The 17,742-nt window shown below is 72.3% G+C and carries 17 protein-coding genes; 6 read left to right on the top strand and 11 right to left on the bottom strand.

Features of this window, described 5'->3' with window-relative positions; genetic code table 11:
• Nucleotides 1-46: 46 nt before the first annotated feature.
• From ACLVWQ_RS05470 to ACLVWQ_RS05455, 4 genes are all read right to left on the bottom strand, one after another.
• The gene (locus ACLVWQ_RS05470; protein WP_414107001.1) at nucleotides 47-289 is read right to left on the bottom strand and encodes an acyl carrier protein; all 243 of its coding nucleotides are present in this window, start codon (nucleotides 287-289) and stop codon (nucleotides 47-49) included.
• Nucleotides 290-348: 59 nt separating this feature from the next.
• A complete protein-coding gene (locus ACLVWQ_RS05465; protein WP_414107000.1) occupies nucleotides 349-1,416 on the bottom strand; it encodes a beta-ketoacyl-ACP synthase III in 1,068 nt (355 codons plus the stop codon).
• Between the two features lie 108 nt (nucleotides 1,417-1,524).
• Nucleotides 1,525-3,006: an MFS transporter gene (locus ACLVWQ_RS05460; protein WP_414106999.1), complete on the bottom strand. Its 1,482-nt coding sequence runs from the start codon at nucleotides 3,004-3,006 to the stop codon at nucleotides 1,525-1,527.
• Complete coding sequence (locus ACLVWQ_RS05455) at nucleotides 3,003-3,755, bottom strand: aspartyl/asparaginyl beta-hydroxylase domain-containing protein (protein ID WP_414106998.1); 753 nt, start codon at nucleotides 3,753-3,755, stop codon at nucleotides 3,003-3,005. Before ACLVWQ_RS05455 ends, ACLVWQ_RS05460 begins: the two co-directional genes overlap by 4 nt.
• Nucleotides 3,756-3,945: 190 nt before the next feature.
• On the opposite strand from ACLVWQ_RS05455, the gene ACLVWQ_RS05450 reads away from it, so the two are divergent.
• Nucleotides 3,946-4,425, top strand: coding sequence for a copper chaperone PCu(A)C (locus ACLVWQ_RS05450; RefSeq protein WP_414106997.1), 480 nt, complete (start codon nucleotides 3,946-3,948; stop codon nucleotides 4,423-4,425).
• Between the two features lie 173 nt (nucleotides 4,426-4,598).
• Here the strand turns inward: ACLVWQ_RS05450 and ACLVWQ_RS05445 are convergent, their stop codons facing one another.
• The 5 genes from ACLVWQ_RS05445 to ACLVWQ_RS05425 all read right to left on the bottom strand — a co-directional run bounded on the left by ACLVWQ_RS05445 (nucleotide 4,599) and on the right by ACLVWQ_RS05425 (nucleotide 10,121).
• On the bottom strand, nucleotides 4,599-6,047 hold the full coding sequence (locus ACLVWQ_RS05445) for a pyridoxal phosphate-dependent decarboxylase family protein (RefSeq protein ID WP_414106996.1): 1,449 nt from the start codon (nucleotides 6,045-6,047) through the stop codon (nucleotides 4,599-4,601).
• Entirely contained in the window at nucleotides 6,044-6,778 is a 735-nt protein-coding gene (locus tag ACLVWQ_RS05440) for a tryptophan 2,3-dioxygenase family protein (protein ID WP_414106995.1), read from the bottom strand. Before ACLVWQ_RS05440 ends, ACLVWQ_RS05445 begins: the two co-directional genes overlap by 4 nt.
• A gap of 237 nt (nucleotides 6,779-7,015) precedes the next feature.
• The gene (locus tag ACLVWQ_RS05435; RefSeq protein WP_414106994.1) at nucleotides 7,016-7,537 is read right to left on the bottom strand and encodes a copper chaperone PCu(A)C; all 522 of its coding nucleotides are present in this window, start codon (nucleotides 7,535-7,537) and stop codon (nucleotides 7,016-7,018) included.
• Nucleotides 7,534-9,756: a heavy metal translocating P-type ATPase gene (locus tag ACLVWQ_RS05430; protein WP_414106993.1), complete on the bottom strand. Its 2,223-nt coding sequence runs from the start codon at nucleotides 9,754-9,756 to the stop codon at nucleotides 7,534-7,536. The genes ACLVWQ_RS05435 and ACLVWQ_RS05430 overlap by 4 nt, the downstream gene beginning before the upstream one ends.
• Nucleotides 9,757-9,902: 146 nt before the next feature.
• A complete protein-coding gene (locus ACLVWQ_RS05425) occupies nucleotides 9,903-10,121 on the bottom strand; it encodes a hypothetical protein (RefSeq protein ID WP_414106992.1) in 219 nt (72 codons plus the stop codon).
• 254 nt (nucleotides 10,122-10,375) lie between these two features.
• On the opposite strand from ACLVWQ_RS05425, the gene ACLVWQ_RS05420 reads away from it, so the two are divergent.
• The 3 genes from ACLVWQ_RS05420 to meaB are packed head-to-tail and all read left to right on the top strand — an operon-like array spanning nucleotide 10,376 to nucleotide 15,338.
• Nucleotides 10,376-12,184, top strand: coding sequence for a methylmalonyl-CoA mutase family protein (locus ACLVWQ_RS05420; protein WP_414106991.1), 1,809 nt, complete (start codon nucleotides 10,376-10,378; stop codon nucleotides 12,182-12,184).
• Entirely contained in the window at nucleotides 12,184-14,358 is a 2,175-nt protein-coding gene (gene scpA / locus ACLVWQ_RS05415) for a methylmalonyl-CoA mutase (RefSeq protein WP_414106990.1), read from the top strand. Before ACLVWQ_RS05420 ends, scpA begins: the two co-directional genes overlap by 1 nt.
• Nucleotides 14,355-15,338, top strand: coding sequence for a methylmalonyl Co-A mutase-associated GTPase MeaB (gene meaB / locus ACLVWQ_RS05410; RefSeq protein ID WP_414106989.1), 984 nt, complete (start codon nucleotides 14,355-14,357; stop codon nucleotides 15,336-15,338). The genes scpA and meaB overlap by 4 nt, the downstream gene beginning before the upstream one ends.
• Nucleotides 15,339-15,401: 63 nt before the next feature.
• Here the strand turns inward: meaB and ACLVWQ_RS05405 are convergent, their stop codons facing one another.
• A complete protein-coding gene (locus ACLVWQ_RS05405; protein WP_414106988.1) occupies nucleotides 15,402-15,731 on the bottom strand; it encodes a hypothetical protein in 330 nt (109 codons plus the stop codon).
• A gap of 259 nt (nucleotides 15,732-15,990) precedes the next feature.
• Here ACLVWQ_RS05405 and ACLVWQ_RS05400 point away from each other — a divergent pair, with 259 nt between their 5' ends.
• On the top strand, nucleotides 15,991-16,263 hold the full coding sequence (locus ACLVWQ_RS05400; RefSeq protein ID WP_414106987.1) for a hypothetical protein: 273 nt from the start codon (nucleotides 15,991-15,993) through the stop codon (nucleotides 16,261-16,263).
• A gap of 211 nt (nucleotides 16,264-16,474) precedes the next feature.
• On the top strand, nucleotides 16,475-16,927 hold the full coding sequence (locus ACLVWQ_RS05395) for a flavodoxin family protein (RefSeq protein ID WP_414106986.1): 453 nt from the start codon (nucleotides 16,475-16,477) through the stop codon (nucleotides 16,925-16,927).
• Between the two features lie 66 nt (nucleotides 16,928-16,993).
• On the opposite strand, the gene ACLVWQ_RS05390 is transcribed toward ACLVWQ_RS05395, so the two are convergent.
• Nucleotides 16,994-17,635, bottom strand: coding sequence for a superoxide dismutase (locus tag ACLVWQ_RS05390; protein ID WP_414106985.1), 642 nt, complete (start codon nucleotides 17,633-17,635; stop codon nucleotides 16,994-16,996).
• Nucleotides 17,636-17,742: the final 107 nt, after the last annotated feature.

The following is a 17,742-nucleotide window of genomic DNA, read 5'->3' as shown; positions in this document are numbered from 1 at the left end:
AACGATCCGGGGCGGGGCGGTGCGGGGCGGGCCCGTCGGACGACCGTCAGACGACCGTCTGCCGGGCTTCGACGAGGCCGGTGAGGCCCGCGAGGGTGAGGTCGGGCTCGAGTTCGTCGTCCCCGACGGACACCCCGAGGTCCCGCTCGATACGGATGCTGATCTCGACGGTCGTCAGCGAGTCGACGTCCAGTTCGCCGAGGGTCGCCTCGGGGCGGATCCGGTGCGCCGGGGCGTCGTGAACCCTGGTCAGGATCTGGACCAGTTGCTCATAGGTGGTACTGCTCATGACGTGATCCGTTTCTCCGATTCTGTTCAGATGAGGGGCAGGGAGCAGGGGGGCAGGCCCTATCTGTGGGCCGGTTGCTCCTCCGGCCGGGCGGTCGCGGCGAGCGCGGGCCAGGTCAGCAGGCAGGATCCCCAGGTGAGGCCGCCGCCGAAGGCGGTGAGCAGCAGCCGCTCGCCGGGCCGGATCGCCTGCCGGGCGGCCCCGTCGGCGAGGGCGAGGGGGATGGACGCGGCGCCCGTGTTGCCGACGGACTCGACATGGGTCGCACAGCGTTCCCGCGGCAGCCCGAGGTCGTCGGCCACCGAGTGCAGGATCCGCAGATTGGCCTGGTGGGGTACGAAGTGGTCGACGTCGTCGATCTTCCAGCCGGCCCGGGACAGCGTGGCGCGCGCCGACCCGGCCATGCGCGTCACCGCGTGCCGGTAGACGCCCTTGCCCCGCATCGCGAAGTGCCGGTCCTGACGGCTGGGCTCTCCCGGCCGGGAACGCTGCCTCGACCCACCGGCCGCGACCATGATCAGGTCCTCGTGCGAGCCGTCGCTGCCGAGGTCGAAGTGGCCGACCGCGCCCGGCTCGTCGGGGTGTCCGGCCCGCAGGACGACGGCTCCGGCACCGTCGCCGAAGATGACCGCGTTGGCCCGGTCCAGCGGGTCCACGATCGTGGAGTACGTGTCGGCCCCGATGAGCAGGACCCGTTCGGCCGCACCGGCCGCGATCAGTCCGGCGGCCGAGGCGAGCCCGTACACGAAGCCGGTGCACACGGCGTTGACGTCGAAGGCGGCCGCCCCCGTCAGACCGAGCCGTGCGGCGACCGCGGGCGCGGTGGCCGGGCAGGTGTGGTCCGGGGTCGTCGTGGCGACGACGACGGCGTCGGCCGTGGCCGTCCCGGCGGACCCGAGCGCCCGGCGTCCCGCCTCGACCGCCAGGTCGGAGGTGGCCTGCCCGGGATCGACCACGTACCGCCGGCGGATCCCGGTCCTGGTACGGATCCACGCGTCGTCGGTGTCGAGCCGTCGCGCGAGGTCCTCGTTGGTCACCACACGGCGTGGCACCCATCCGGCCAGCCCGCAGAGGACGGCGGCGACAGGGGCGGAACCGGCGGAACCACCGGCGGCGGTAAGGGACATGGAAGTTCTCCTGGCATGACGCAAGACGACCGAAAGAGAGGGAGGGAAGGGAGGAAGGAAGGAGAAAGGAGGACGAGGGAGGACGGGGACAGGCAGGTGGGTGATGGCCTAGGCCCCGCCGGCCTCGCCGGACACGGTGGCCTCACCGGTCACGGCGGACACGGTGGACCCGGTCGGTCTGGTGGCCCCGGTCGCCCGCCGGAGGGCGAGCAGCACGAGTGCGCCGCAGCCGATGCCTCCCGCGATCACGAAGACCGCGGTGCGGATGCCGTCGAGGAGGCCGGGTCCTGAGGTGTTCTGCCCCACGCCGCCCGCGACCGCGACCAGGACGGCGAGGCCGACGGCGCCGCCGACCTGCAACGTGGTCGACGCCAGGCCGGAGGCGACGCCCTGGTCACCGGGGGCGACCCCGGCCGACGCGGCGATCCACATCCCCGTCCAGGCGGCACCTTGGCCGAGTCCCAGTAAAACGATCCCCGGCAGCAGCGCGGCATACGGGCCGCCCGAGGTGAGCGCCAGGGCGAGTGCCGCGGCTCCGGCGGCGCCCAGCGCCATCCCGCCCACAAGCATGCGGCGTACGCCGAGGACGGACACGGCGCGCCCGCCGGCCTGGGTACCGACGGCGACCACCACGGCGGGCACGAGGAACGCCAGCCCGGTCGCGGCCGCGCCGTATCCCCGGACGCTCTGGAAATACAGGGTCAGGAAGTACGGCACCGAACTGAACGTGGCGCTGAACAGGGCGGTGATCCCCATGGCACCGAGCAGACCACGGTGGGCGAGCAGCCGTGCCGGTACGAGCGGATCACGGGAGCGCCTCTCCACCACCGTGAACAGCGTGAGCAGTCCGAGGGAGAGCACCGCGCTCACCAGGACGGTGGGCGTCGCCCAGCCCTCGGCGGGTGCCTGCACCAGCACGAACACCAGGAGCGTGATCCCGCCCGTCGCGGCCAGCGCACCCGCCGCGTCGAAGTGCCGCGCGCGGTCCCGCGGTCCGTCCACGGGGAAGAGCAGCAGGCCGGCCACCGCGAGGGCCCCCGCCACGGGCACGTTGACGAAGAACACCGACGCCCAGCCGAACGTCTCCACCAGGACCCCGCCCAGGAGGGAGCCGAAGCAGAGCCCGCCGGCTCCCGCGGCACCCCAGACCGCCAGCGCCCGGTTCCGGTCGGGCCCCTCGTCGTACATGGTGCTGATCAGGGACAGCGTCGCCGGGAACAGCAGGGAGCCGCCGATGCCCTGGACCGCCCGGACGGCGACCAGGACGCCGGGTGACTCCGACAGGCCGCCCACGAGGGACGACGCCGCGTACAGCAGCGCCGCGACGACGAACATCCGGCGCCGCCCGAGCAGATCCGCGGCCCGGCCGCCGAGCAGCAGGAAGCCGCCCGTGACCACGACGTACGCGCTCACCACCCATTGCAGGTCGTGGTCGGAGAAGCCCAGCCCGGCGCCGATGTCCGGCAGCGCGACGTACACGATGTTGTAGTCGAGCGAGATGACGAGCTGCCCCAGCGCCAGCACGGTCAGCGGCAGTCCGAACGAGAACCGGCCGGCGAGGCGGTCGTTCGGGACGGAGTCACGGGTCATCCGTCCCCCATGAGACGACGGATCTCGGTGATGAGGGCCACCAGCGCCCGTCGCTCAGGAACCGTGGTCTGCGGGTGCCAGAGGTCGATGAGCAGGCAGGTCCGCGGCCTGCCGCCGTCGTTGCGTGCCGCGTGCTCGAAGGAGTAGTCGAAGAGCAGGCACTTGCCCTCCTCCCAGGAGCGTGTCTCGCCGGCGACCGTGATGCTGCACCCGTCGGGGATGTCCACGGCGAGATGCAGGTTGATGCTGAAGTTCCACAGGTCGCAGTGCGGTGCGATGGCGGCACCCGGCAGCAGGGTGGAGAAGTGACATTCGAGGAGCGGACATATCGTGTCCGTGTCCACGGCGAAGTCCTTCAGTACCTGATACGCGGTGGGCGCGAGCGCGGCCGACTTCTCGACGAGGCCGCCCGCACGGAAGAGGTAGAGGGCCTGCCAGTTCTCCTGGCGGGTCAGATAGTGCTCGTAGTCCGAGAACGCCTCCGGGCGGGCGTCCCACGCGGCGTTCAGTTCCTTCTTGATCGCCGGGTGACCGGCCTCCAGCGCGTGTACGACGGGGGTCAACTCGGCGTAGGCGTAGGGGTCGTGCCAGGGAGTGGGCGAGAGCCCCGGCATGATCCACTTGGCCGCCTTCTGCAACGGATGCCTCTCGTCCCTGCCCAGCTCCGTCATCTGCTCGACCCGGTCGATCGAGTCCTTGCCGAACTCGGCCCTGATCGCGGCGAAGGCGTTCTCTATCTCTGGTGTCATGCGGTTCTCCGCGCTGTTCGGTGTCCGCTTGCCGGTCGGCCGCACGGACGGTCGGCCTGACGGACAGGTAGTCGCGCCGAAGGACCGTGGAGTTCCCGTGCCGACGCGACCCTCTTCCCCGCCACCACGCGCCGCCGCCCGCCGGGAACCGGACGGGAACCAGCAAGGATCTCGCTCCGACCACTGGCACATGCAGCCGAGAAGCTTGATACGCGCCCTGCGGTCCGTCGCGGCGCCGGTGGGTGCCTCGTGTGCGGCGCTGGTCCTGTTGACGGCCTACACCTCGACCGGCGCGGCGGGGGACGCACCGCCGAGGATCACGGTGGGCTCCGCGCGCGTCGTCGCGGTGCCCGCCGGCTCGGGTTCCACCGCCGCGTACTTCGAGATCCGCAACACCGGCCCGTCGAAGGACACGCTGCTCTACGCGGACTCGACGGAGCTCGGCATCAGTGTGCTGCGGCGCACGGTGCGCCGGACCGGGACGGGGCGTACGGATCCCGTGTGGGCCGTCGAGGTCCCGGCGGGCGGCACGGTGCGCATGGCGCCGGGCGGCCTGGGGGTCGTGATCCTCGACCCCCCTGAACTCAGGGCCGGGCAGACGCTGCCGTACACCCTGTGGTTCCGCGAGAGCGGCAGGGTCGTCGTGCGGGCGACCGTGACCGAGGGGTGAGAGCGGGGGCCGGGCACCGCCGTGGTCCCTCCTCACCGGCGAGGAGTTCAGCGAGGATCACGCGGGCCCGGTCCTGCCACCGGACGGCCCTGGCCCGCGTGGTCCGCTCCCCTGTCACCGCGTGGTGCTACGCGCCGTCCTCGGACGAGAACGGGACGGTCCGCGCCCGGACTTCACGCCACGAGGGCCTTCCGCGCACCCACCACCGCCTCCACCAGCGCGTCGACGTGCTCCTCGCGCGTGGTGTAGTTGTTCACCGCGACGCGGAGGTACGTGGCGCCGCCGGGGCGGCAGACGGTGACGTGGAAGTCGCCCGACCGCGTCAGCGTCCGGTGCACCTCCGCGGTGAGCGTGTCGCTGTCACCCGCTCCGTCGGGCAGGACGCGGAAGCAGCACACCGGTACCACCGGGTCGGCCAGTAGTTCCAGACCACTGGTGGTGCGCACGCGCTCGGCCAGGTGCCGCGCCGTGGCGAGGTTCCGCGACAACAGGTCGGCGTAGCCCCTGCGGCCGAGCTGACGGAACGCGAGCCACAGGCCGAGCGATTTCCAGGGCCGGGCGCCCTCGGGCCCCAGGAACACGAAGTCGTCGCGGTCGTCGTGATTCCAGTAGTGCGCCCCGTCGGTGAAGCTCGTGGACAGGTGCCCCGGGTCCCGCAGGAGCAGGCAGCCGAGACCGTAGGACAGGAACATCCACTTGTGCGGGTCCAGCGTGACCGAGTCCGCCGCGGCCAGTCCGTCGAAGGCCGCCCTGGTCCCGGGAAGGTCGGCGAACACGGCCGCGGCCGCTCCGTCCACATGGAACCAGGCCCGGTGCTCGGCGGCGATGTCGGCGAGCTGTGCCAGCGGGTCCACCGCACCGGTGGCCGTCGCACCCGCGAGCCCGACGACGGCGACGGGGCGGAGACCGTCCTGTACGTCCCTCGCCATCCGCTCGCGGAGCCGGTCGACCATGATGCGCCCGGTGGCGTCGCAGGGGATGGTCCGCAGTGAGCGCCGGCCCATGCCGAGGATGTCGAGCGCGCGGGGGATCGAGTAGTGCGACTCGCTGGACGCGTAGACCACTCCGGTGCTCAGCGCGGAACCTCCGCGTTCCTGCGCGTCGGGCCCCAGCACGTGATCGCGGGCCACCTTCAGCGCGGCCAGGTTGGCCACGCTTCCGCCGGAGGTGAAGATGCCCCGCGGCGACGCGACAGCCGTGGACGCGCGGTACCCGATGAAGTCCGCCACCCAGGCCAGGGTCTCGATCTCCATGCTGGTTGCCCGCGGGCCCATCCGCCACGCGGCGGGACTCTGGTTGAGCAGCGAGGCGACCGCGTCCGCGAGCACCGCGACGGGCAGCGGGCGTGGGTGGAAGTAGCCGAAGTACTGCGGATGCGCGCCGTTGCAGTAGCCGCGCTCCAGCACGGTCTCCAGAAGTTCGGTCAGCAGTCCCGGGAGGGGTTCGCCGGTCTCCGGAGTGCGGCCCGGCTGACGGCTCCCGGTGAAGAACTCCTCGTCGTCGGAGGTCACCGGCCGGGTCCGCGGTGCCCGTTGGGTGTCGAGGAGAGTCGCGAGGTGCGGCGCGGTCGCCTCCACCAGGGCGTCCCAGTCCATGGACTGCTGGACCGCGTCGCTGCTCATCGCGGGCACCTCTCTCCCCTGGGGCCGGCGGACGGGACGACCGACGAGAGTGTTTCGTCGGCGTGTGCGGTGAGTTGGGACCGGACGTCCCACAACCGTGGGTAGAGGCGCCGGCCGGTGAGTTCGGCGAGCACGTGGATCGGCGTCCCCGCGACACCGACCGCGTCCACGCCGACCAGGCGTTCGATGACCTTGAGGTGACGCAGCCGCCACAGCATGCACTCCGTGTCGAAGGCCACGAGCGCTTCGGCGAACTGGAACAGGGCCTCGAACTCCAGGTGCCGCAGGTACACGTCCCGCAGTGCGACGGCCTCGTCGTCGAGGACGGCGAAGAACTCGACGCCGAGTGGTCCGGCCAGCCGGCGTACGTGCTGCCATCCCGGCGAGGAGAACCCCGAGCCGTCCTCCAGTTGGGTTCTGATCCTGTGGTACGACCACGGCGTGATGTTGTCGAGGACGTCCAGTTGCCGCGTCAGACCCGCCAGGGAGGAACGCGCTCTGTTCAGCAGGCGGACGGCGGTCAGAGGAGCCCGCTCGCGCGCCGCCTCCAGCGCGTTGTCCATGTCGTGGGCGATGAGTTTCAGCCACAGTTCCGACGACTGCTGGACGACGATGAAGGTCATTTCGTCCGGGTCGACCAGCCCCTCCACGTCCCGCTGCAGGTTCAGCAGGACGTCGGTCTTGAGATAACGCTCGTAGGCGGTGGGGTGAGTACGTTCCTCAGCGGTCATGTGCGTCCTCGGCGGTCTGTCGGCGGGATCGATGAGCGTCGGCCGCGACTGCCCGTGCAGACTCGCTGCGGATCCTGCGGAGGGGACGCCGCACTCGCCGTCTGCACACCCGCGATGGACATACGGCCGGAGGATGATCCGACAACCTCCGGCCGTCCGGGCGCTACCGGATCTTGTGAAGAAAACGTGAACTCACTCACCGTGTGCCTGCGGATACGGATTCACGCGGCCCGCGCGTCAGGTTCCGCCCCGGCCCGGCCGGTCCACCACCGCGAAGCCCTGCACGGCACCGCTGTACTCGAAGTGCAGGGTGAACGTGATGAGATCACCGGCCTGCCAGTCGGCGTTCGCGGGCACGATCACGTCGACGCTGTCCGGAGACATGGCGATGCTCTCGCCCGCCGCGACCCGCACCGAGTCCACGGTCCGCGCGGAGGCCGAGGCGGTGCCGGCCATGCGGTGCCGGCTGAGCCTGGTGGCACCGTCGAGCTGGGCCGATGTCACCTTCAGCAGCCGGTCCGCCGAGCCGCCGCGGTTGGTGATCCGGAAGAAGGCCGCCGTGTCCGGGGTGTCACCGGTCGGCAGGTACACCTGTCCGCCGGTGACCGCGATCCGGGCCGGGCTGCCCGCGTTCCCGTGCACGGTCCATGTGCTCAGGCCGCCGAGGGCCAGCGCGCACCCGGCGACGGGCGCGAGCGCGGCGAGCAGGGAGTCGGTGAGCCGGCGGCGCGTCGGCCGCCACAGGGCCTGGCCGGTCATCGGGTACGCCTCCCGGCCGAGGGCTGCCAGGCGCGCAGCCGCAGGCTGTTGGCGACGACCAGCACCGAACTGGCCGACATGGCCGCCGCGGCGAGCATCGGATTGAGCAGTCCGACCATGGCGAGCGGCACGGTGACGACGTTGTAGCCGAAGGCCCACACGAGGTTGGCGCGGATGGTGCCCAGGGTGCGCCGGGCGAGCAGGACCGCGTCCGCGAGAGCCTCGATGTCGCCGCGTACGAGCGTGACGTCGGCGGCTCCGATGGCCACGTCGGTGCCGGTGCCCATGGCGATGCCCAGGTCGGCGCCGGCCAGCGCGGCGGCGTCGTTCACGCCGTCGCCGACGACCGCGACCCGAAGTCCCTTCTCCTGCAGGTCCCGTACGAGTTCGGCCTTCTCCTCCGGGGTGCGGCGGGCGTGCACCTCGTCGATGCGCAGCGCGGACGCGACGGCCCGCGCGGGTGCCTCACGGTCGCCGGTCGCGAGCACCGGGCGTACGCCGAGCCGCCGCAGTCGCTCGACGGCCCGGTAGCTGCCGGGCCGTACGACGTCGCCGATCTCGATCAGGGCTTCGACCGTGCCGTCCACCCGGACCGTGACGGACGTGCGGGCGGCGCCCTCGGCCCCCGCCAGGGCGTCCGCGAGCGCGGCGGGAATCCCGTCGTCCGGGGCGAGCACTTCGACGAGCCGCCCTTCGACCCGGCCTCGCACCCCCTTCCCCGGCAGCGCGCCGAACTCGCGCACGTCCGGCAGCTGTCGACCGTCCGACTGCTTGCGCGCGTACGCGGCGACGGCCCGGCCGAGCGGATGCTCCGAGCCCTGCTCGACGGCCCCCGCCAGGCGCAGCACCGCGTCCCGTCCGAGTCCGTCGGGGACGGCGGTGACCGCGGCGACGCTCATCCGGCCCGAGGTGAGCGTGCCGGTCTTGTCCAGGACGACGGCGTCGACGTGCTGCAGTCCCTCAAGGGCCTGCGGTCCGGTGACCAGGACGCCCAGTTGGGCACCCCGCCCGGTCGCGGCCAGCAGCGCGGTCGGGGTGGCGAGGCCCAGCGCGCAGGGGCAGGCCACGACCAGGACGGCCACACAGGCGGTGACGGCCGCCTGCGGGTCGGCACCGGCGCCCAGCCAGAACCCGAGGGCGGTCACGGCCAGCGCCAGGACGACCGGCACGAACACCCCGGCCACCGTGTCGGCCAGCCGCTGGGCGCGCGCCTTGCCGGCCTGCGCGTCGGTGACCAGCCGGGTGATGCGGGCGAGCTGGGTGTCCGCGCCGACGGCCGTGGCCCGTACGAGCAGCAGCCCGCCGGAGTTGACGGCTCCGCCGACCACGGCCGAGTCCGGGCCGACCTCGACCGGCTCGGTCTCACCGGTGACCAGTGACAGATCCACCGCGGAACTGCCCTCCACCACCTCGCCGTCGGTGGCGACCCGCTCCCCCGGCCGCACGACGAAGACCTGACCGGTCCGCAACTCCTCGATACGGACGAGCCGTTCGGTGCCGTGCTCGCGTACCGCCACCTCCTTGGCCGCGAGGTGGGCGAGCGAGCGCAGCGCGGCCCCGGTCCCGCGCCGGGCCCGCGCTTCCAGGAAGCGGCCCGCCAGCACGAACAGCGGTACGCCGACGGCCGCTTCGAGGTAGAGGTGCGCGATGCCGTCCGGGGCGGCGGGCACCAGGGTGAACGGCATCCGCATCCAGGGGTCGCCGGCCCCGCCGAGGAAGAGCGCGTACGCGGACCAGGCGAAGGAGGCCACCACGCCCAGTGACACCAGGGTGTCCATGGTGGCCGTGGAGTGCCGCAGGCCGCGTACCGCACGGGTGTGGAAGGGCCAGGAGCTCCATACGGCGACCGGCGCGGTGAGGGCGAAGCACAGCCACTGCCAGTTGCGGAACTGCAGGGCGGGCGCCATCGACAGGACGAGCACGGGCATCGCGAGGGCGGCCGTGACGAGCAGCCGGTCCCGCTCCGTCCTCGTCTGTGCCGACTCGCCGTCGCGCTCGGACGCGTCGCCGTCCGCGGCGTCCCGGTGCTCGCGCTCGGGAGGCGCGGGTACGGCGGCCGTGTAGCCGGCCTTCTCCACGGCCGCGACGAGTTCGCCGGTGCCGATGCCCGCCGGATGGGTCACCCGGGCCGTCCCGGTGGCCAGGTTGACGGTCGCCGTGACCCCGTCCAGTCTGCCCAGCTTCTTCTCGACGCGGTTGACGCAGGCCGCGCAGGTCATCCCGCCGACCGTCAGATCGGTGGTGACCAGGGCGATGTCCCCAAAGGCGTCGGAGGCATCGGAGGCATCAGGGAGAGCGGAGGCATCAGGATCCCCAGAGGTCCCATGAGACACAGGGGTACCGGAGGTGACGGGCTGCCCGCTCATCAGCGGCCCCCCTCGTGCGTGCCGCCCATGTCCCCCATGTCGTCGGCCCCTCCGCCGTCACCGCCGCCGCTGCCGCTCGTGGCGGTGCCGTGCATTCCGGGCGCGACGGGTCCGGCTCCCGTTCCGGCGGCGTAGGACGCCGTGAAGATCAGGGCCAGCAGCAGGAGGAACCCGCAGAGGGCGGGCGGGGGCAGAGGGGATGTGCGGGGCTCGTCCATCAACCGTGTCTCCAGGTCACGTCGTACCGCGTCGTACGGCAGCGCACGGCGTCACTCGGATCGCGCCGTACCGACCCAGTGGTCGGGCCGGCCGCGGGCCGAGTTCCTCGACACCCCTGTGGCCCACGTCACACGCGCCCCGTGACCCGCGCCCCGTCGCGCGCCCGGTGAGGCGGAGATCACCGAAGGCGCGAGGGCAAGGTCACAGCCTCGTCCTCTGCTCCGACCCGAGCGATCTGGCCTAGCATCCCCCCATGACGGTACTGCCCGACGACGGGCTCTCGCTGGCCGCCGAGTTTCCCTCCGCGACACATGAACAGTGGCGACGCCTGGTGGCGGGCGTGCTGAGCAAGTCCGGCAAGGAGGTCTCGGAGGAGACGGCGGAGGCAGCCCTGTCCACCGCGCTGGAGGACGGGCTCGCCACCCGGCCTCTGTACACGGCGCACGACGACGCTCCCGATCCCGGTCTGCCCGGCTTCCCGCCCTTCGTCCGGGGCGGCAGGGCCGAGGGGAACACCGTGGGCGGCTGGGGTGTCCGCCAGCGGCACACGGCGCCCGACGGCGCCGCGGTGCTGGCGGACCTGGAGAACGGCGTCACCTCGCTCTGGCTGGTCGTCGGCGAGGGCGGCTTCCCCGTGTCCTCCCTCGCCCGGGTCCTCGACGGCGTCCACCTCGACCTGGCACCGGTCGCGCTCGACGCGGGACGTGACACCGAGGCCGCCGCGCACGAGCTGCTGCGGCTGGCCGAGGAGCGAGGGGTCGCCGCGGACGCGGTGCGCGGCACTCTCGGCGCGGACCCGCTGGGCCATGAGGCCCGTACCGGCGAGACCCTGGACTTCGCCCCGGCCGCCGCCCTCGCCCGGCGGTGCGCCGAGAGGTACCCGGGGCTGCGGGCGCTGACCGTGGACGCGCTGCCGTACCACGAGGCCGGCGGCTCGGCCGCGCAGGAGCTGGGCGCCGCCCTGGCGACCGGAGTGGCCTACCTGCGGGAGCTGACGGAGACCGGGCTCTCGGTCGAACAGGCCTGCGGGCAGCTGGAGTTCCGGTACGCGGCCACCGCCGACCAGTTCCTCACCATGGCCAAGCTGCGCGCCGCCCGCCGGCTGTGGGCGCGGGTCGCCGAGGTGAGCGGGGCACCGGCGGCGGGGGCACAGGTGCAGCACGCCGTGACCTCGCCGGTGATGATGTCGCGCCGCGATCCGTGGGTGAACATGCTGCGCACGACGATCGCCACACTGGCCGCCGGGGTCGGCGGCGCCGACAGCGTCACCGTGCTCCCCTTCGACCACGCGCTCGGGCTGTCGGACGCCTTCGCCCGCCGCATCGCCCGCAACACCTCGACGATCCTGGTCGAGGAGTCGCATCTGGCCCGGGTGACCGACCCGGCGGGCGGCTCCTGGTACGTGGAGCGGCTCACGGACGAACTCGCCCACGCGGGCTGGGAGTTCTTCCAGCACATCGAGGGCCTCGGCGGTCAGTCCGCCGCCCTGCGCTCGGGCCGTCTGGGCCAGGACCTCGCGGACACCTGGGAGGCGCGCAGCAAGCAGCTCGCCGAGCGGCGCGAGCCCATCACCGGGGTCAGCGAGTTCCCGAACCTGGACGAACGGGTCGTGGAGCGTGCGCCCGCGCCCGAACCGCCGCCCGGCGGGCTGCCGAAGGTGCGCCGCGACGAGGCGTACGAGGCCCTGCGCGCCCGCTCGGACGCGCATCTGGCCGCCACCGGCGCCCGGCCGCGGGTCTACCTGGCCACCATCGGCCCGGCCGCCGCCCACAGCGCCCGGACGGCCTTCGTCTCGAACCTCTTCCAGGCCGGCGGCATCGAGCCCGTCACCGAGGGCGCCTTCGAGGACAGCGGGACCACCGAGGTCTGCCTGTGCTCCAGCGACGCGCTCTACGCGGAACAGGCCGCCGGCACGGCACAGGCCCTCAGGGCGGCAGGTGCCGGCCATGTGTTCCTCGCCGGCCGCCCGGGGCAGTACCCGGACGTGGACGCCTATGTCTTCGCGGGCTGCGACGCCGTCGCCGTGCTCTCCACCACCCTCGACCGCATGGGAGTGTCCTGATGGGAATCCCCGACTTCTCCGGGATAGAGCTGGGGACCCCGAAGCCCGAGGCCGGTGCCGACGACTGGCGCGGGGCCGTCAAGAAGGCGACCGGCGGCGACGAGGCGTTCTGGGAGACCCCGGAGGGCATCGCGGTCAAGCCGCTGTACACCGGCCGTGATCTGGAGGGCCTGGACTTCCTGGGGACCTACCCGGGCGTCGCGCCGTACCTGCGCGGCCCGTACCCCACGATGTACGTCAACCAGCCCTGGACGATCCGTCAGTACGCGGGCTTCTCCACGGCCGAGGAGTCCAACGCCTTCTACCGCCGCAACCTGGCCGCCGGGCAGAAGGGTCTGTCGGTCGCCTTCGACCTGCCGACCCACCGCGGCTACGACAGCGACCACCCGCGGGTGACGGGTGACGTCGGTATGGCGGGCGTGGCCATCGACTCGATCCTCGACATGCGTCAGCTGTTCGACGGCATCCCGCTCGACAGGATGACCGTCTCGATGACGATGAACGGCGCCGTGCTGCCCGTGCTCGCGCTGTACATCGTGGCGGCGGAGGAGCAGGGCGTACCGCCGGAGAAGCTGGCCGGGACCATCCAGAACGACATCCTCAAGGAGTTCATGGTCCGCAACACCTACATCTATCCGCCGAAGCCGTCGATGCGGATCATCTCCGACATCTTCGCCTTCACCTCGCAGCGGATGCCCCGCTACAACTCCATCTCCATCTCGGGCTATCACATCCAGGAGGCGGGCGCGACGGCCGACCTGGAGCTGGCGTACACCCTCGCGGACGGCGTCGAGTACATCCGGGCGGGCCGCGAAGTGGGCCTGGACGTGGACGCGTTCGCGCCGCGGCTGTCCTTCTTCTGGGCGATCGGCATGAACTTCTTCATGGAGGTCGCCAAGATGCGCGCGGCGCGCCTGCTGTGGGCGAAGCTGGTGCGGCAGTTCGACCCGAAGAACGCCAAGTCCCTCTCCCTGCGCACCCATTCGCAGACCTCCGGCTGGTCGCTGACCGCGCAGGACGTCTTCAACAACGTGACGCGCACGTGTGTGGAGGCGATGGCGGCGACGCAGGGCCACACCCAGTCGCTGCACACCAACGCCCTCGACGAGGCGCTCGCCCTGCCCACCGACTTCTCGGCGCGCATCGCCCGCAACACCCAGCTGCTGATCCAGCAGGAGTCGGGCACGACCCGGGTCATCGACCCGTGGGGCGGCAGCGCGTACGTCGAGAAGCTGACGTACGACCTGGCCCGCCGGGCCTGGCAGCACATCGAGGAGGTCGAGGCGGCGGGCGGTATGGCCAAGGCCATCGACGCGGGCATCCCCAAGCTGCGCATCGAGGAGGCCGCGGCCCGCACCCAGGCGCGGATCGACTCCGGGCGTCAGCCGGTCGTCGGCGTCAACAAGTACCGCGTGGCGACCGACGAGCAGATCGACGTGCTCACCGTCGACAACTCCTCCGTGCGCACCCAGCAGATCGAGAAGCTGCGGCGGCTGCGGGCCGAGCGCGACCCGCGGGCGTGCCAGGACGCCCTGGACGATCTGACCCGGGCGGCCGGGGGCGAGGGCAACCTGCTGGAGCTGGCGGTGCGCGCGGCCCGCGCCAAGGCCACCGTCGGGGAGATCTCCGACGCCCTGGAGAAGGTGTACGGGCGGCACGCGGGCCAGATCCGTACGATCGCCGGTGTGTACCGCAACGAAGCAGGCGACTCCCCGTCCGTGGACCGCACCCGGACCCTCGTGGACTCCTTCGAGGAGGCCGAGGGGCGCCGTCCGCGCATCCTGGTCGCCAAGATGGGCCAGGACGGCCACGACCGCGGCCAGAAGGTGATCGCCACGGCCTTCGCCGACCTCGGCTTCGACGTCGACGTCGGCCCGCTGTTCCAGACGCCGGGTGAGGTGGCCCGCCAGGCGGTGGAGGCGGACGTGCACATCGTGGGCGTCTCGTCGCTGGCCGCCGGGCACCTCACGCTGGTACCGGCGCTGCGGGAGGAGCTGGCGGCGGAGGGCCGCGAGGACATCATGGTCGTCGTCGGCGGCGTGATCCCGCCTCAGGACGTGCCGACCCTGCTGGAGATGGGCGCGGCGGCCGTGTTCCCGCCCGGGACGGTGATCCCGGAGGCGGCGTACGACCTCGTGCGGCGGCTCTCGGCCGGCCTCGGGCACGACCTGTGATCGAACTCGACACCTATGTGAAGGGCGTGCTCGACGGGAAGCGCGCCCTGGTCGCGCGCGCCATCACGCTCGTCGAGTCCACCCGCCCCCAGCACCGGGCGCTGGCACAGGAGTTGCTGACCGAGCTGCTCCCGCACAGCGGGCGGGCCCGGCGGATCGGCGTCAGCGGTGTCCCCGGTGTCGGCAAGTCGACGTTCATCGACGCGTTCGGCACGATGCTGACCGCGCTCGGCCACCGGGTGGCGGTGCTCGCCGTGGACCCGTCGTCCAGCCGTACCGGCGGCTCCATCCTGGGCGACAAGACCCGGATGGAACGCCTGGCCGTGGACCCGGCCGCCTTCATCCGCCCCTCCCCCACCGCGGGCACGCTCGGCGGGGTGGCGAAGGCGACGCGCGAGTCGATCGTCGTCATGGAGGCCGCGGGCTACGACGTGGTGCTGGTGGAGACGGTCGGGGTCGGCCAGTCGGAGACCGCGGTCGCGAACATGGTCGACACCTTCCTGCTGCTGACGCTGGCCCGCACCGGCGATCAGCTCCAGGGCATCAAGAAGGGCGTCCTGGAGCTGGCGGACGTGATCGCCGTCAACAAGGCGGACGGCCCCCACCAGCGCGACGCGCAGGCCGCCGCACGGGAGCTGGCGGGTGCTCTGCGGCTGATGCACGGCAAGGACGCGGCCTGGACGCCGCCCGTGCTGAGCTGCAGCGCCCGCGAGTCGGCCGGCCTGGACACCGTCTGGGAGCGCCTCCAGCAGCACCGCACGCTCCTCGACTCCACGGGCCGGCTCGCCGCCAAGCGCCGTGACCAGCAGGTCGACTGGACGTGGACCATGGTCCGCGACGAGCTGCTCGGCCGCCTGCACGCCGATCCGGCCGTACGCGCCCTCGCGCCCGCCCTCGAACAGCGGGTGCGGGACGGCGAGTTGACGGCGACGCTCGCGGCCGAGCGGATCCTGCGGGCGTTCGGGGACACGGCGGGCTGAGCCGTCGGCGGCCCGGGGCCGCGCCGGTCAGCGGGTCGACAGGTCAGTGCGCGGCGGAGCGGGTCACTGGCTGCTGTCCCGTACGTCGAGGTGGGCCCACGGGTCGTCGACCTGCTGCGCCCCGGCGGCCTCCTCCTCGGCGGCCGCTTCGGCGGCGGCCGCCTGGGTCCGCTTCGAGAACGCCACCGCCCGGCGGGCCTTGGCGATCACCTCGTCGTGGTCCCAGCCGAACGTCGCGGCGTCGAGCCGGGCGTTGAAAGCGATCAGCACCTCGGGGTTGATCACCGCGAGTGCGGCGCGCAGCTCTGCGAGTGTCTGCGGTCCCTGGGCGAACTCGAACTCGTACGGGTCCGAGGATGCCTCTGAGCTCGGCTCGTGCGGTAGCGCGGACATGTGTGTGACCTCCGGTCGTGATGTCACCACGGTACGCGGTGGCTGTGGCGGCCGTGCAGGGAGGACCGCACACAGGTGCCCCGCCACGGGTCCGGCGCCCTCTCCCGCGGCCCGGCTCACCGCGGTCGGCGAGGGGGTATGCCAGAGCCGTTTGCCAGGGCTGTTTGCCCCGCATCGGGCCCGCCACGACCCGGTGACGAGCGCATCACGATGGCCTCCGCGGGCGTAGCCGCCGGTGGGGCCTCTCGTTGAACGTGCCATGACGACGTGTGACGAGGGCGGGCCATCGGTGGTCTTCGCACGAGTACCGGGCGTGTCCTGGCCGGACGACGAGAGCGACTGCCGCTGGTGCAGCATCCTGCTCGGCCCCGGCTCCGCCGCGGGCCCCGCTCCGGCGGAACGCGCCCTCGGCCGGCACCCCCGGTACCGCGCCACGGGCTTGCGTACATGGCTGGAGCGGGCCCGGACGGTGATGCTGCCGTTGGCCGCGGTCACCGTGGTGGTGGCACTGGCCCTGGCCGCCCTGAGCTGACCGCACACCGGTACGGCGGACCGAGTGTGTCCATGTCCGCCCGCACGAGCCCGACCCGGACGGCCGCCGCCATCGCCGACCACGGCGGCGACCGCCCGTTCAGCCTCCCAGGGGCGTGCGGGCCGCGTCCCGCCTTCTCGGGTGGGCATTTCGTGGCACTTGGCGTCCGACACGAGCGGGGCCGGCAGGGCCGGCACTCTAGGGTGCAGGGGTGGCCACCTTGCTGATCGTGCATCACACGCCCTCGCCCACCTGTCAGGCGATGTTCGAAGCCGTCGTCTCCGGCGCGGGCGACCCCGCGATCGAAGGCGTGCGGGTCGTCCGGCGGGCGGCGCTGGCCGCCACGGCCGCCGACGTGCTGGCCGCCGACGGATATCTGCTCGGGACGCCGGCGAACCTGGGGTACATGTCCGGCGCGCTGAAGCATTTCTTCGACCAGGTCTACTACCCGTGCCTGGACACGACCCGGGGCAGGCCGTTCGGCTACTACGTGCACGGGGGCAACGACGTCACCGGTGCGGTGCGCGCCGTCGAGTCGGTCACCAAGGGCCTGGGCTGGCGACGGACCGCCGAGGCCGTGACCGTGACGGGCGAGCCGGACAAGGCCGCCATCGAGGCCTGCCGGGAGCTGGGAGCCACCGTCGCCGCGGGGCTGATGAGCTGACCCGGGCCTGTCCGGGGTGGCCCGTTCACGGCCCGTCGCGGTCACTGGCCCGCCGCGGTCACTGCGTCAGGGCGCGAGGAGCAGGCTGTCGCCGCGTCCCTTGGCGGCGGCGTAGCGCTTCGCCACGTCCTGCCAGTTGACGACGGCCCACATGGCGTCGATGAAGTCGACCTTCTGATTCTTGTACTGCAGATAGAAGGCGTGCTCCCAGGCGTCGAAGACCAGGATCGGGGTCGAACCCTGCCCGACGTTGCCCTGGTGGTCGTAGACCTGCTCGACGATCAGGCGGCCGCTGAGCGGCTCGTAGGCCAGGACGCCCCAGCCCGAACCCTGCGTGGTCGCGGAGGCCTTGGTGAGCTGCGCCTTGAACTTGGCGAAGGAGCCGAAGGACTCGGCGATCGCGTCCGCGAGGTCGCCCACGCCGTCCTTGTCGAGGGGTTCGCCGCCCCCGTCGCCCGTCATGTTGTGCCAGTAGATGGAGTGCAGGATGTGGCCCGAGAGGTGGAAGGCCAGGTTCTTCTCCAGGCCGTTGACCGAGCCCCACGCCTCCTTGTCCCGTGCCTCAGCGAGCTGCTCCAGGGTGTCGTTCGCGCCCTTCACGTACGCCGCGTGGTGCTTGTCGTGGTGCAGTTCGACGATCTGCGGGTTGATGACCGGCTCGAGCGCCGCGTAGTCGTACGGAAGCTCCGGGAGTGAGTAAACCGCCATGTCCAACATCCTTCGGCCGTGTTATTGCAACTCATGTGCAGTTGCACGCTACCAGCAGAAGTGCGGCGAGGGCCGGAGGGAAACCCCTCCGGCCCTCGGGCGGACTC

The sequence above is a fragment of the Streptomyces sp. CWNU-52B genome (assembly GCF_047444975.1).
Lineage (GTDB): Bacteria > Actinomycetota > Actinomycetes > Streptomycetales > Streptomycetaceae > Streptomyces.
Note: the sequence above shows the minus strand (reverse complement) of the source record. Positions and strands in the feature narration are given on the sequence as shown.